Origin of the sequence: Brevibacillus sp. HB1.3 (assembly GCF_013186635.1) — a bacterium.
Lineage (GTDB): Bacteria > Bacillota > Bacilli > Brevibacillales > Brevibacillaceae > Brevibacillus > Brevibacillus brevis_D.
In genome coordinates this window covers 272777-286970 of sequence record NZ_JABMIT010000001.1, presented here as the reverse complement: position 1 = coordinate 286970, position 14194 = coordinate 272777, and the positions used below count along the sequence as shown (strand labels likewise).

At 48.6% G+C, this 14194-nt stretch carries 15 protein-coding genes; 2 read left to right on the top strand and 13 right to left on the bottom strand.

Translation table 11 applies throughout. From position 1 onward, the window contains the following. Window positions 1-3: 3 nt before the first annotated feature. The 5 genes from HPY31_RS01490 to HPY31_RS01470 form a co-directional block, all read right to left on the bottom strand. Window positions 4-987 carry an alpha-ketoacid dehydrogenase subunit beta gene (locus HPY31_RS01490; RefSeq protein ID WP_007720847.1) on the bottom strand — a complete coding sequence of 328 codons (984 nt, stop codon included), beginning with the start codon at window positions 985-987 and terminating at the stop codon, window positions 4-6. A gap of 13 nt (window positions 988-1000) precedes the next feature. Then, complete coding sequence (locus HPY31_RS01485) at window positions 1001-1993, bottom strand: thiamine pyrophosphate-dependent dehydrogenase E1 component subunit alpha (RefSeq protein ID WP_172137871.1); 993 nt, start codon at window positions 1991-1993, stop codon at window positions 1001-1003. Window positions 1994-2011: 18 nt separating this feature from the next. Further along, window positions 2012-3433 carry a dihydrolipoyl dehydrogenase gene (gene lpdA / locus HPY31_RS01480; protein WP_172137869.1) on the bottom strand — a complete coding sequence of 474 codons (1422 nt, stop codon included), beginning with the start codon at window positions 3431-3433 and terminating at the stop codon, window positions 2012-2014. A gap of 137 nt (window positions 3434-3570) precedes the next feature. After that, a complete protein-coding gene (locus HPY31_RS01475; RefSeq protein ID WP_007720838.1) occupies window positions 3571-4662 on the bottom strand; it encodes a Glu/Leu/Phe/Val dehydrogenase dimerization domain-containing protein in 1092 nt (363 codons plus the stop codon). Window positions 4663-4896: 234 nt separating this feature from the next. Further along, the gene (locus HPY31_RS01470; RefSeq protein ID WP_172137867.1) at window positions 4897-6966 is read right to left on the bottom strand and encodes a sigma 54-interacting transcriptional regulator; all 2070 of its coding nucleotides are present in this window, start codon (window positions 6964-6966) and stop codon (window positions 4897-4899) included. Window positions 6967-7181: 215 nt separating this feature from the next. Between HPY31_RS01470 and HPY31_RS01465 the strand changes: the two genes are divergently transcribed. After that, the gene (locus HPY31_RS01465; RefSeq protein WP_172137864.1) at window positions 7182-7442 is read left to right on the top strand and encodes a DUF2627 domain-containing protein; all 261 of its coding nucleotides are present in this window, start codon (window positions 7182-7184) and stop codon (window positions 7440-7442) included. Here the strand turns inward: HPY31_RS01465 and HPY31_RS01460 are convergent. From HPY31_RS01460 to HPY31_RS01425, 8 genes are all read right to left on the bottom strand, one after another. Beyond that, window positions 7439-8362: a UDP-N-acetylmuramyl pentapeptide phosphotransferase gene (locus HPY31_RS01460; RefSeq protein WP_371811655.1), complete on the bottom strand. Its 924-nt coding sequence runs from the start codon at window positions 8360-8362 to the stop codon at window positions 7439-7441. The two genes, HPY31_RS01465 and HPY31_RS01460, sit on opposite strands and share 4 nt — an antisense overlap. After that, complete coding sequence (locus tag HPY31_RS01455) at window positions 8344-9036, bottom strand: glycosyltransferase family 2 protein (protein ID WP_172137860.1); 693 nt, start codon at window positions 9034-9036, stop codon at window positions 8344-8346. The genes HPY31_RS01460 and HPY31_RS01455 overlap by 19 nt, the downstream gene beginning before the upstream one ends. Continuing rightward, the gene (locus tag HPY31_RS01450) at window positions 9023-9577 is read right to left on the bottom strand and encodes a copper transporter (RefSeq protein WP_172137858.1); all 555 of its coding nucleotides are present in this window, start codon (window positions 9575-9577) and stop codon (window positions 9023-9025) included. The genes HPY31_RS01455 and HPY31_RS01450 overlap by 14 nt, the downstream gene beginning before the upstream one ends. 24 nt (window positions 9578-9601) lie before the next feature. Then, window positions 9602-10768 (bottom strand): putative cytokinetic ring protein SteA, encoded by a 1167-nt coding sequence (gene steA / locus HPY31_RS01445; RefSeq protein WP_172137856.1) that lies wholly within the window; start codon window positions 10766-10768, stop codon window positions 9602-9604. 187 nt (window positions 10769-10955) lie between these two features. Further along, window positions 10956-11132 carry a DUF2759 family protein gene (locus tag HPY31_RS01440; protein ID WP_012686055.1) on the bottom strand — a complete coding sequence of 59 codons (177 nt, stop codon included), beginning with the start codon at window positions 11130-11132 and terminating at the stop codon, window positions 10956-10958. A 116-nt stretch (window positions 11133-11248) separates the two neighbouring features. Continuing rightward, window positions 11249-12052, bottom strand: coding sequence for a class I SAM-dependent methyltransferase (locus HPY31_RS01435; protein ID WP_172137854.1), 804 nt, complete (start codon window positions 12050-12052; stop codon window positions 11249-11251). Beyond that, window positions 12049-12429 (bottom strand): VOC family protein, encoded by a 381-nt coding sequence (locus tag HPY31_RS01430; RefSeq protein ID WP_172138884.1) that lies wholly within the window; start codon window positions 12427-12429, stop codon window positions 12049-12051. The genes HPY31_RS01435 and HPY31_RS01430 overlap by 4 nt, the downstream gene beginning before the upstream one ends. Beyond that, window positions 12413-13222, bottom strand: a complete 810-nt coding sequence (locus HPY31_RS01425; RefSeq protein ID WP_172137852.1) for a class I SAM-dependent methyltransferase — start codon at window positions 13220-13222, stop codon at window positions 12413-12415. Before HPY31_RS01425 ends, HPY31_RS01430 begins: the two co-directional genes overlap by 17 nt. A 100-nt stretch (window positions 13223-13322) precedes the next feature. Here HPY31_RS01425 and HPY31_RS01420 point away from each other — a divergent pair, with 100 nt between their 5' ends. Further along, window positions 13323-14189: a LysR family transcriptional regulator gene (locus tag HPY31_RS01420; RefSeq protein ID WP_012686051.1), complete on the top strand. Its 867-nt coding sequence runs from the start codon at window positions 13323-13325 to the stop codon at window positions 14187-14189. The last annotated feature ends 5 nt before the right edge of the window (window positions 14190-14194 follow it).

The window sequence follows — 14194 nt, the reverse complement described above, 5'->3', positions numbered from 1 at the left end:
GCCTTAAAAGTTGGCCAGCTCGCGCATTGCTTCCAATACTTTTTCCGGGTTCAGCATAAAGTATTTTTCCATCGGCGGGCTGTATGGCATAGCTGGTACATCTGGACCACAAAGACGTTTAATCGGTGCATCCAAATCGAACAGGCAATGCTCGGCTACAATAGCAGCTACCTCGCCGCCTACGCCGCCTTCTTTGTTGTCCTCGTGTACGATCAATACTTTCCCTGTCTTCGAAGCCGCTTCTACAATCGCTTCTTTGTCCAACGGATACAGTGTGCGCAAATCGAGAACATGCGCGCTGATGCCTTCTTGTGCAAGCTTTTCCGCAGCTTGCAGGGCGAAGTGCAGAGTCAAGCCGTAGGAGATCACTGTGATGTCTGTCCCCTCTCGCTTGACGTCCGCTTTGCCAATCGGCAGCACATAGTCGTCCTCAGGTACTTCGCCCTTGATCAAACGATAGCAGCGCTTGTGCTCGAAAAAGAGTACTGGATCTTCATCGCGAATGGCTGCTTTCAGAAGACCTTTTGCATCATAAGGTGTCGAAGGTGCCACTACTTTCAAACCTGGGGTGTTCGTGAACATCGCTTCCACAGATTGCGAGTGGTATAGTGCACCGTGAACCCCGCCACCGAATGGAGCACGAATCGTGATTGGGCAATGCCAGTCGTTGTTTGAACGATAGCGCATTTTCGCCGCCTCACTGACAATTTGGTTCACAGCTGGCATGATGAAGTCCGCAAATTGAATCTCTGCGATTGGGCGCATACCGTAAGCTGCCGCACCAATCCCTACACCGACGATTGCGGATTCAGCCAGTGGCGTATCAATCACGCGCTCCTCGCCAAACTCTTCAATCAATCCGTTTGTCGCACGGAAAACCCCACCGCGAACGCCAACGTCTTCTCCGAGGATAAACACATTGGAATCGCGACGCATTTCTTCACGCATCGCCATTGTAATTGCATCAATAAAAGAAATGACTGCCATAAAAGATCCCCCCTTATTCCCCGTATACGTATGTCATCGTCGATTCTGGTGTTGGATATGGCGCGTTTTCTGCATATTCAGTGGCTTCATCCACTTCTAGCTGTACGCGAGCAAGCATATCTGCTTCCTTATGTTCGTCCAAGAGTCCGATCTCTCTCAAATACTCAGCGAAAACAATCAACGGGTCCTTTTTCTTCGCTTCTTCTACTTCTTCTCTCGTACGATACACACGATCGTCATCGTCGCTGGAGTGCGGAACTAGTCGATACATCACGGCTTCGATCAGTGTCGGCCCTTGACCACTGCGAGCACGTTCAACCGCTTCTTTCATGACACGATATACTTCAATCGGATCGTTTCCGTCCACACTGACTCCTGGGAATCCGTAACCGATCGCACGGTCTGCTACACTTTCACAAGCCAGCTGCTTTTTCAGTGGTACAGAGATCGCGTATTTGTTGTTTTCGCAGAAAAAGATAACCGGGAGCTTGTGGACACCCGCATAGTTCGCACCCTCGTGGAAGTCCCCCTGGTTGCTGGAGCCTTCTCCGAACGATGTATACACAACAAAATCTTTTTTCTTCATTCTCCCTGCCAAAGCCATTCCGACTGCGTGCGGCACTTGAGTAGTTACAGGGCTTGAGCCCGTCAAAATATTGAACTTCTTGCCACCAAAGTGACCTGGCATCTGTCTTCCACCGCTATTCGGGTCTTCTGCCTTCGCAAAAGCGGACAGCATGCAATCCCGAGCTGTTTGGCCAAAGACAAGCACCAAACCAAGATCGCGATAGTACGGGCACAAGAAATCTCTGTCTTTCTCCATGGCAAAAGCGGCTCCCACCTGAGCTGCTTCCTGCCCCTGGCAGGAAATCACGAACGGTACTTTGCCCGCACGATTCAACAGCCATTGGCGCTCGTCAATTTTTCTGGCCAATAGCATGTAATAATACATGTCAAGGACTTGCGCATCGGTCAATCCCACTTGCTCATGTCGCTTGGTTGTCATCGTTACATAACCTCCTTGCTAATTGTGTATCGCTTTTCCGTCGACAGCCTGCGCTGCCTCCATGATTGCTTCGGATAAAGATGGATGCGGGTGAATCGTCTGACCGATCTCCCACGGAGTCGCATCCAGTACACGGGCCAAGCCCGCTTCAGAAATCATATCTGTCACATGTGTACCGATCATGTGAACCCCTAACAAATCATTGGTCTTGGCATCAACGACCAACTTCACAAAGCCGTCATTCTCACCGTGAATCAGCGCTTTGCCCAGCGGCTTAAAGCTGAACTTGCCGATTTTCACATCGTAGCCTTGCTCTTTTGCTTCTTTTTCAGTGAGTCCGACATTTGCGACTTCCGGTCGGCTATACGTACATTTCGGAACCTTGGTGTAATCCATCGGGTGCGGATTTTGTCCAGCCATGTGCTCTACCGCAAGTATTCCTTCATGCGAAGCAACATGCGCCAATTGCAGACCGCCAATAACGTCACCAATCGCATAAATATGGGACTCTGCAGTCTGGAAAAATTCATTCACCACGACTACTCCGCGCTCGACTTGGATCTCTGTTGCTTCCAAACCGATGTTTTCTACATTCGCTTGGCGTCCTACTGATACGAGTACCTTTTCAGCTTCAAAGGTTTGGACTCCATCCTTGACTTCCGCCTGGATAGAGACTTTGCCTTCCCCTTTTTCCAATGATTCAGGCAGCACCTTTGCTCCCGTCACGATGTTGACTTTCCGCTTTTTCAAAAGACGAGCCAATTCCTTGCTCACTTCTTCATCCTCAAACGGCAGTATACGGTCGGCGTACTCCACAACAGTCACTTCTACCCCGAAATCATTGAGCATGGAAGCCCACTCAATCCCAATGACACCACCACCAACGATGACAACAGAAGCAGGCAATTGCTCCCACTGCAATGCTTCATCGCTAGTTACCACATAAGCTCCGTCGATGACCAAACCTGGAAGTGTGCGTGGACGTGAACCCGTTGCCAGCAAAAGGAATCGTGGAACAATCATTTCTTGGTCCCCGTTTTCCTTTTCAATGCGCACAGCACCTGCCTGCGGAGAAAAAATGGAAGGCCCCATCACTCTTCCAAAGCCTTCAAAGACAGTAATGCTGCCTTTTTTCATCAAGTATTGAATCCCTTTGTGAAGTTGGTCGATAATGCCCTGCTTGCGCTCTTGTATTTTTGTGAAGTCATAGCCTACTGCACCTGCCGAGACTCCGTATTTGTCAGCTTCCTTCAGGGTGGAGAATACTTCTGCACTGCGCAATAGCGCTTTGGATGGGATGCAACCACGGTGTAAGCAAGTACCACCGAGCTTTTCTTTTTCCACGATTGCTACCTTCATTCCCAATTGGGAAGCGCGGATTGCCGCTACATAACCGCCGGTACCTCCCCCGAGGACGACTAAATCAAACTCTTGAGACACCACGATCTCTCCTTTCATTCGGAAAGCTAACCTGCGTATTAACGAGAATATGAATATTCAAAGAAAATCGTTTATGTATTCCTGACCGCCCTCCATCGAAGAGCGGACAGGAGTATGAAATTACTAAAAAAACGAGATTAGCGCTTGTAAACAGTCTTGCCGTTTTGCAGGAAAGTATTACGTGATCTTGCAACACTTGCAATGCGCTCTTCTGCCATACGGTCAGCAGCTTTGTAGGAAGCCATGCCATCACGTTCAGCGATTTCGTAAATTTTCAGGATGCTGTCATAGATCGTTTCTACTTTTTTCAATGCACGCTCGCGGTTGTAGCCTTGCAGCTCATCTGCCACATTGATTACACCACCAGCATTGATCACGTAGTCAGGTGCGTAGATCAGGCCCATTTCGTGAATTTGGTCACCGTGTTTCTCTTCTTTCAGCTGGTTGTTAGCTGCCCCTGCAATCACTTTTGCTTTGAAGAGCGGAATGGTGTCATCGTTGATGATCGCACCCAATGCGCAAGGAGAGAAGATATCGCACTCTACACCAAAGATCTCGTTAACGCCAACGGCTTTCGCACCGAAATCGTTCACTGCACGATCTACGTTTTCTTGATTGATATCCGTTACGATCAAATGCGCGCCTTCTTCATGCAGATGGCGGCACAGATTATACGCTACGTTTCCTACACCTTGTACAGCAATCACTCGTCCGGAGAGCGAGTCGGAACCAAACGCCAATTTAGCAGCAGCTTTCATTCCACGGTAGACACCGTAAGCTGTTACAGGGGATGGATTGCCACTGGAACCGAATGCAGGAGAAACTCCTGTTACGAAATCTGTTTCCAAGTGGATCATATCCATGTCTGCAACCGTTGTTCCTACATCCTCAGCTGTGATGTAACGGCCATTCAAACCTTGAATATAGCGACCGAAAGCACGGAACAGCTCTTCGCTCTTATGCTCGCGTGGATCACCGATGATGACTGCTTTACCTCCACCGATGTTCAGTCCTGCTGCTGCGTTTTTGTACGTCATCCCACGACCGAGGCGCAGTACGTCTACAATCGCCTCTTCTTCTGTTTTATACGGCCACATGCGCGTACCGCCGAGTGCTGGTCCTAATGTCGTATCATGAATGCAAATGATTGCTTTCAAACCGGAATTTTCGTCTTGGCAAAATACCAATTGCTCGTAATCGTACTTTTGCATGTAGTCAAAGATGTTCACTGAAGAAACCTCCCTAGTATCTTTCGTTTTCCGCTTAGGTAAGCTGGCGTAACAGTGGGCTCCATTTGGAGAATTTCCCGACAAGAGGTATATGCAAAAGTCATGCCAACAAAACCAAACTTATGAAAGCGCTTTATTTACAAGAACGCGGAATGAGTGTCCCTACGTCAAGTCTGCATTTTTTTGCATATACGCGCAAAGATTTGCGTGCAATATTTTGCATAGTCTCTTTTCTTACTCTTCCTGCACATCCATGATGCCCAATTTTTCCATCTTGTAGTACAAACTGCGAATCGCGATTCCGAGGCGTTTGGCTGCAAGGGTGCGATTTCCTTTGGCTGCTGCCAGTTCCCGCAATATGTGCTGACGTTCTGCCTTTTCCACCGCTTCTTTTAACGTGGTACCCGTGGAATCCTCCTGCGGGACCTCTTCCTTTTTGGTCGAGACGATTCTTCTCTCCAGTGGAGGTAAATGCTCGGGCAAAATGATTCGCTCGTTGATCCGCATATGAATCATCGCCCTGCCCAGTACATTCTCTAGCTCGCGTACATTGCCAGGCCAGTGATAGGACAGAAGCATCTGCAATGTTTCTTCATGCAGCTCCTCTACATTTCTTCCGTACTCCAGATTGGCTTTTCGTAGCAGATGCATAGCAATCGGCTTAATATCTTCCAAGCGCTGCCGGAGTGGAGGAATATGAATCGGTACGACGTGGAGACGATAGTACAGATCTTCACGGAAACGTCCCGCTCCAATCGCAGCCTCCAAATTCACATGGGTAGCCGCAATGACGCGAACATCGATGTTGATTGGCTTCGTTCCACCGACTCGCACAACCTCTCGCTCTTGCAGGACGCGCAAAAGCATGACCTGCATGCTCATGGACAGCTCGCCGATCTCGTCCAAAAAGATGGTTCCTCCGCTCGCTTCCTCAAACAGCCCCCGCTTTCCTCCTCGACGGGCACCTGTAAACGCGCCTTCCTCGTAACCGAAAAGCTCACTCTCCAAGAGGCTCTCTGAGATCGCTGCACAATTGACCCGAATAAATTGGTTGTATTTTCTTTCACTTGCATTATGTATGGCGTGGGCAAACAGTTCTTTCCCCGTTCCCGATTCCCCACGAAGAAGGACAGTTGCTGGTGTTGACGCCGCCTTTTTGGCTTGCTCGATCGCTTGCTGCATGGACTCGCTATAGCCGATGATGTCTGCAAAGCTATATTTTGCCTCCAAATTGCGGATGATACGGCGAGCGCTCTCCAGCTCTTCTGTCAGGCGCTTGAATTCGGAGACATCGTGAATAACGCCAACGCTTCCTTTCATCTCCCCATCGACCACAACAGGTGCAACATTGACCACGACGTCCTTGCGCTTTGGGCCCAATTTCATAGGGACGCCTCTCACTGCCTTCTTCGTTTTCAGGACTTGCATGTGCATACTATCGCCTTCAGAAATATCTACCGTCGCTGGTTTTCCGATAATGTCTTCTTGCGAAAAACCCGTAAGCCTCGTGTAGGCCGGGTTGATCAAAAGTCCATTCCCGTATTGGTCAACGACTGATATCGCTTCGTCCGATGATTGAATAATCGCTTGCAGCATGCTCTGCAAATCCTTCAAGTTCGTCACTTCTTCTGCCAACGCCATGATTTCTGTAATATCACGGAAAATGGCAACAGCTCCGACAACTTCGCCCCGATCGTTTCGAACGGGTACGCGGTTTGTAATAATCCGCGTCTGGTTCGGCAAAACCTGCTCTTGATTCAATTCGGGAGAGCCTGTCTTTAATACGATATGTAACCGAGTGTTCGGTATACGCTCCGAAACTTTTGTATCCAGCACTTCACTCGCCTCGATGCCCATCAATCGCTCTGCGGCTTTGTTGAACAACGTAATAATTCCTTGGCGATTGACCCCGATAATCGCATCATGCGTGGAGTTCAGCATCGTTTCCCGCTCACGCTGATTTTGCATCAAGACTGCAATCAGCTTATCGCGTTCCCGAATCAATTTCATAACGATTCTCGTAAACGTTCCCGGGATGAGCACCGTCTTATCTTTCTTTAATTGCCTGAGATGCTCATACTCCCCTAGGTCCCCTGTAGCTTCTAAAATGACATCCAGATCCTCATCCAAATAAGGCTGATAATCCTGGTCGACAGGAATCCCCAATGATTGAGCGAGCAGTATGCCTGGGGCGTCAGGCCGCTGATCAACAACAGCAACGACTTGTAATCGGTCCATCTGGTTTAGCATCCGCAGGAGTGCTGTTCCACCACGTCCCGCACCAACGATGAGCAGCTTGTGCATGCGAGAGATCCCTCACTTTTTGAACAACCTCTTTACGATCTTACTCGTTACCATTGTACTCCAACAAACCGTTGATGGACAGGCGTTCTTCCCTAACGTGCGCTCGTTCGTGTGCAACAGGTACGGTGGACAAGGCTGTTGGCATTCGCTATGATGAAATGACCATACTGTAGTTGTTGTAGTTGTTTACGCATTCGAGAAAGGGGTGAAAACCCTTGGTATTTCAGAAAATCATTGCACTCTTAATCATGGTAATCCCGGCGGCAATCGCCATGTACGGAATCAAATTAATCCGTGACGCATTTTTTTACTCTGCCTCTCCGGATGTTGGATTTTTATGGGGAAAACTCATTCTAGGTATACTGGCTTTCGCTCTCCCTGTATGGTTTATTGCCGGATTTATTCTCCATCATGAACGCAAAAAAAATCGCGTACAGCCCCGTTTCATGGTTCCTGAACCTGATGACGAGGACTAGACCAAACCGGACGAGCCAGTCTGGTTTTTTTTATTTTCAGCTTCTGTCACTCTCCCCCATTGATCGAGTCGTCGGAGCCAACTGACCTGTTCAATCACGCGGGAAAACGAGCAAAATTCTGCCGCAATCTGAAGACACAGGAAAAGCACGAGCATACTCGCCTGTACATAAATCGGTGTCCCGTTGATAATGGAAAAGCCTGCTGCAAAACCCAAGGCATTCGCCCCTGTATCTCCGAGCATGATTTTGCCGCCAACATCATGAGGGAACATGAGCATGCTTGCAAGGAAGACAGGGATCAAAAAAATCCAGTTTGTCATCCCCGTACTGGCTCCTATTGCCCAAAGGCCAAAAGCTCCTGCGAATGCTGTCAGGCACCAAAATACTTTAATCGCTCGTCCAGGCCGCAAATCAAACAAGTTAATGATATTGGGTGAGAGCGCAAGTAAACCAAAGGCAACAAAGCCTGCCCACAACGAATCCGAAAGAGCTAGAGTGAGACAAAATGCCGTGCTTGTCCCTCCAATTAACTTCCACATCCCGCTGGTGATTCGCCTCTCTCGCCATAACACGCCAAAATGTCCACGAAAGCCTTTTGCATCTAGATCTGATGCACGATCATCACGCCATCCCCAAAAGGCCATTGTGATCATACCTGTTAGAAATAATAGACCGTGCAGGAGAAGCTCGCTTTTGACCCCTCTGAGCAAAAATAGTCCGATCAGCACGATCCCGGTTATCACGCTCGAACATACGAGGATAAGCCCCCCTGCTGTCAGTACTGGCTCTCCAGCGTAATTGAAACGATTCATTCCCAGAGCTTTGAGCTTTTGCGTGCCGATTTTATACAGCGGACGGTCCAGCACCAGTGGAATAACGACCGCGACGAGCATCATGAGCATCATGATTTTCGTTTCCACTCTTGGCCCTCCCACCATTTCCAGCATAGCGTTCGGCTAATCGCGACAAACTCTTTCCCGCGATGACTGAAGCCTGCCCAATCGTTTTTCGTTTCACGATGCGAAAAAAAGACAGGGACCTCTGCTACACGATAGCCTGCCCGCAAAGCATCGACAGTGAGCCCCACCTCTAGGCCAAATCCCTTATCCTGACTCCCCAATCGGTCAAGAAGCTCGCGACGTATTGCCCGTTGTCCCGATAAAGGTGCTTTTGCCTCAAAGCCTGTCAACATCCGGATGCCATGATGGGCCAAGCTTTTTGCTAATCCGAGACCTGCTTTCACTTGCGGAGGTGGCAGAACAGCTACTGCCATATCACAGACATCTTGTAGCACAGGCGTAAGCAAATGTGCAGCTTCTGCTGCGCTGTCTCGCAAATCACCGTCGAGAAGCATGACCACATCCCCACTGGCATACTTCCAGCCCAATTGAACTGCTGCACCTTTCCCTTGATTGCGCGATGCTCGAATCACCCTATCCGCCCACTTGCTTGCGATGTGTGCCGTCTCATCCTGACTGCCATCATCAACAACGATTAGTTCATCACAAAAAAAACGTTTACGGATGGCACGGAGTGTATCACCGATGGAAGCCTGTTCGTTGAACGCTGGGATGACGACGCTAACTTTTTTCACGCGAGCCCTTCCTCTCAGCCAATCTATTTTGCACTTGCTCCAAAAGTGCCCATTGTTTTGCAGGAGAGTCAGGCACATCTACGACATGTATCCAGGAATTTACCTGTTTTTCCCGTAGCCAAAGCGGGACTTGTCTTGCTACCACCAAAAGCACCCCATCTCTCCAATTATTGCCCTCGCGATAAGAAATCACTTCCATGCCTACTGAATGCATCAGTTGCGTAATCTGTTCAGCAACGTTGCCATCCTCCTGCCAAACATATACCTTGCTTCCTGCCAGTTCATCCACATAGCGTATGCTCATGAGTCGGACGACTTCTTGGTTGCTGCGAGCAACTTCCTTCAGCAAACGATTGATTTGCTGCCTTAATTCATGGTTGCTTTTGAGAGCACGATCGTACTTTGCTTCCATATTGGAAAGAATGCCTTTTGTTCCTTGCGTTATCCATGTATGGCCGGCGGTCCCTCCTAACAAGATACCTACCCCAAGTGCGACAAATATGGCAGCCAGTGAAATCAAATGATAGCGGAAGGGTATCATGTCTACCTCCATGAAGTGCGTTGTTCATAACGTCCAAGTCCGCCAACTGGTCCAAATCATCTGTACAGCATGTCTGGTGATTGGATTAATAACGAGCGCGGCTGAAACAGGCAGGAGCATCGCAACTATACACCAACCCCACAGCTTCCATGACTCACTCGGACGATAGAGATGACTGACTCCTTTGGCATCAATTAGCTTTGTCCCAATCTTCGTGCGAACCAATAGCGTGCTCGCCATGCCTTTGCGGCCTTTTTCTAGAAAATCAATCATATTGGTATGCGCACCGATCGTGACGATTAGTTCAGCCTCCTTTTCGAACGCTAGCAGCATCGCCACATCCTCGCTCGTACCAGGCGCTGGCAAGACATGAAAAGGCAAACCGAGAGCTTTTACGCGAATCGTTCCAGGTGCTGTCCCATCCATGAAAGCATGGACGACGATCTCCGCTCCGCTTTGGAGTGCTCTGTCCGAGACGCTGTCCATATCTCCCACAATCAGGTCTGGACGATAACCCGCTTCCATGAGGGCATCTGCACCGCCATCGACCCCGATCAAAACAGGACGATATTCCCGAATATAGGAAGATAGCGTCAGTAAGTCCTCTCTATAATGTTTCCCGCGAACGACGACTACGACGTGTTGCTGTTCCATTTTTGTATGTAATTGCACATGGCAAAGTGGTTTTAAAAACATGTCTTTCTCCTTGCTGGCGTACAAAAGTGTATTGTCGATAAACGACGAGAGTGTGTCATCCAACTTATCCTGCGCTTCATGCCATCGGTTCAAAATAGAGGGAACTGTTACCTGGTGTAGCCTGTACACATGGACCCACTTCTCTTCCAATAGGATGTACAAATTTTCTTCACGTATCGTTGCATACTTGCCCTCGATCCATTCCATGAACGAATCTGACACATCTACATCTAGTACCTCATATAGGGTGACACCGTTCGTTAAAAGTTGGCGAGCCCCTTCAGCCGGGTATTGCCCCGTCATGAATGGCGAAAGGTTGAGGACGACTTTTACCCCTCTTTCCAGTAAGGACTGTGCTGCTATCTCATCAACGTCCGGATGATCAATGATGGCGATATGATGGGAGTGGAGACGTTTGCACAACTGCTTCGTCTTCAGATCAGCCGCTACGACAGCGGTGTATGAATGTGCTGCAGAACCTTTTCGTTTGCCCACTTTTCCACCTCCGCCTTTAGTATGCTAAATATTTCCTTCCCACATGCAAAAAACGGTCAGACCGTTTTTTGCAGACCGCCAGCGGTCCCGTTATGTTCAATGAAAAACATCGAGATGTTTTTCACAAAAAAAAGAGGCTGTGCATCAAATGCACAACCTCTTTTAAGCGAAGCGTTTTCAGTTTAATCTACGCACCCTTGGCCAGGTAGTAAATGATCAAACCATCTGCGAACAGGAAGACCACCAAAGATACAAAGCCAAATAAGATTGCAAATGTGTTTTTCGCTTTGATGGAATTCAAACAGCCCCAAGCGATAAAGAATGTGAAGATAAACATCAGGACGTCAAATAAAACTAGTTTCATTAACGACAACTCCTTCACCATGATAACGCAAACAGGAATACAATGGCAATTCCATTATATAGCTTCAGGTATTATGAGACAAGCATATCCAAATTTGTGAACAAAAAGTTTCACAATTATTTCCCTTTTATTGTGCCACAAGCTGCGCTACCTATCCATATACTCCAGCAGTCTTGCTCATTCCATTTTTCTTGCCCGGCTACGTGATCATGAATGGTATGAACGAGGTCTTTCAGTTCTTCATCGGTTAATTCATGAAGAATGGAGCGGCCTTTTCTGGAAAGTAAGTCCGCTTCCAATTCAGACCAGCTATCGTATTCACGTCTCGTCTCCCAAAGTGTCGTCTTGTTCACCTGTTCAAACCCCGCGAGCTTCATAGTGCTCTGCACCATTGTATCATCCGGTCTTCGTCTCTGCTCTATCGTTAGCAAGCGCGGGTATCGAGTAAAGAAAAAACCGCGAAAATGAGTCGGTGAGGCTGGCATTTTGACATCGTCCATTGTCCGGTCTTGGATTAAGCAAATCCCGCCCGGTGCCAATAGCCTGATGACTTCTTTAAAAAACTTCTGCAAGTCTTGTTCCGGGAAATGATGGATCAAGGCGCGAGCGAATACAATATCCGCACACTGACTCGGCAATCCGGTTGCGCGGGCATCCCCTTGTGCAAACGAAATCTTCGGATCGTCGGCGCATTGCTCGCTCGCCGCTTCTACCATCACGCGGGAAAAATCAATGCCCGTAACAGAAGCAGCTCCTAGCCTAGACCAAGCCTTACTGTAAATTCCTCCGCCACAACCGATGTCCACGACGTTTTTTCCCACGGGATTGACGAGTGACAGGATCGTCTGACTCCACGAATCATCAGCGGTTCTCCCCGTATAGCTCAACTGGTTTTTTTCCGCGTGAAAATCAATTGTCATTCCTGCTTCGCCTCCATGAACTCCAGACGGTTTCCAAATGGGTCCTCTGTGAAAAAGCGAATAAGGTGAGGTATTTCTTCGTCAATCCGAAATGAGATCCCATTTGCTTGTAGATGCTCCATCAGCGAACCAATGTTTTGCACAAGGAACGCCGGATGCGCTTTTTTCGCAGGGATGAATCCTTCCTCTACGCCAATATGAATCATTTGCGCCCCACATTGAAACCATACACCACCTCGAACGAGAAGCTTCGCTGGCTTTGGAACCTCTGGCATTCCCAAAAGCTCACCGAAAAACTTGCGCGCTACGTCCTCTGTACCTGCTGGTGCTGCTAATTGTACATGGTCGATCCCAATCCATTCATGCTTGGTTGTCATCATCTTCTTGTCCCCCTCTTTTTTTGCACAGAACCATCCATTCGTCAATCTGATGGGTCATTACTCTGCCTTCGTTTGTAGTAATCCCAAGATACTCCTTTTGTTCATCTGTAGCGTTCAGCAGCAGATTTTCCACATTCACTTCCTGCTCAGATGATTCGGAGGTACGCTGAACCCACGGTAAAAATTCAAACCTTTTTTTGCGTTCCCGCTGCTTTTGCAAAATTAAGCCATTCGCTTCAAACAAAGCATGCCATTCACCGACGGAAAGACACCGAACATGACTGGGATCGCGTGTTTTCTCTACTTCATTGATGAATGCGGAAAGCGACGAGTCCTCAGGCGAAACGTTGTCAATGAAGAGAAACAAACCCCCAGGGGTCAGTACGCGACCCACCTCACGAACAAAAGCCGCCGGATCAGGAAAATGATGCGCCGCTATTCGGCATGTGACAATCTCAAATGATTCATCGAGAAACGGGAGAGATTCTGCATCAGCCTGCACATACAACACATTATTGACAAGTGCTGTATCATTGGCCGCAGATGCCGCCATGAGCATCGGGCGAGTCAAATCCGTAGCAACGACCAAGCTCACATGAGGAGCTAAAGTCCTCGCTACGTGCCCACCTCCTGTAGCAATATCCAGTGCCCGCCAGTTCTCTCTTGGCTGCATCCACTCCACCATGAGTTCCAGGTCGCAGCCTTTTGCATGCGTCTTGCTTTGCACGTATTGCTCTGCATTTTTTCCAAATTGTGCTTGAACAGCTTGTTTGATCTCCTCATTCTTCACCGGGAACACCTCCTGCCTTTATCATATTCCAATGTTTGTCATCTTTGTTATAGAATACAGATAACTAGTTATCGACAATTTGAATAGGAGGCATCTTACAATGGATCGAGAAAGTCTTGAGGTATTTTTGACGATTGCTCGTCATGGATCGATTAATCGCGCTGCACAGGCATTATTTTTGGCGCAATCAACATTGACGCACCGATTGAAGCAGCTAGAGCGCCAGGTTGGGGGTGCACTGTTTGTACGTACTGCCTCAGGAGTGAGTCTTACAGGTGAAGGACGTCGGTTGCTACCGGTTGCGACGAGCATCGTTGAGCAAATGCGCTCCTTTATCCAAGAGAAAGAACAGCGCCAATCGATGAACATCGTCGCAGGAAAAGCTTTTGTCGCCTACGAACTGCCGAGACTTATTGGGGAGTACCGGATTGCTCATCCCGGCTTTACCTGCTACGTCCGCTCTACGTTGTACGAGGAGTCCCTTAGCGCTCTGTTAACCGGAACGGCTGATATTGCCTTTCTCGGGAGTGAAATGTATCACCCGCACATCCATCAAGAATTCCTTCCCAGCGATCGACTCCTGCTCGTCATGGCGCCCAGTCATCCTTGGGCAAGCGGGTTTCCAGGTTTTCAGGCATGGGGAACCGAGGAAATGATTGTATTCGGGAATCATACGGCTCCTTATCGCCAACGAATCGACCGCTATCTGGCCCAGCAGGGAGTTTTTCCGAATATTATTATGGAATTGGACAGTTTCAACGCTGTTAAAAAAATGGTCGAACGTCAGCTAGGGATCACCATCCTGCCGGAAAGGACCATCCAACAAGAGCTGGCGACCGGAAGATTGGTTGCCTACGATATCGCAAACGGCGAACTAGTGCGCCCCACTCTCATCGCCTACCTGCACCCAAAAAAAGAGGACGATGCTTTCCAGCAATTCGTCCAATGGATCAAAGAACATTATTAACAAAA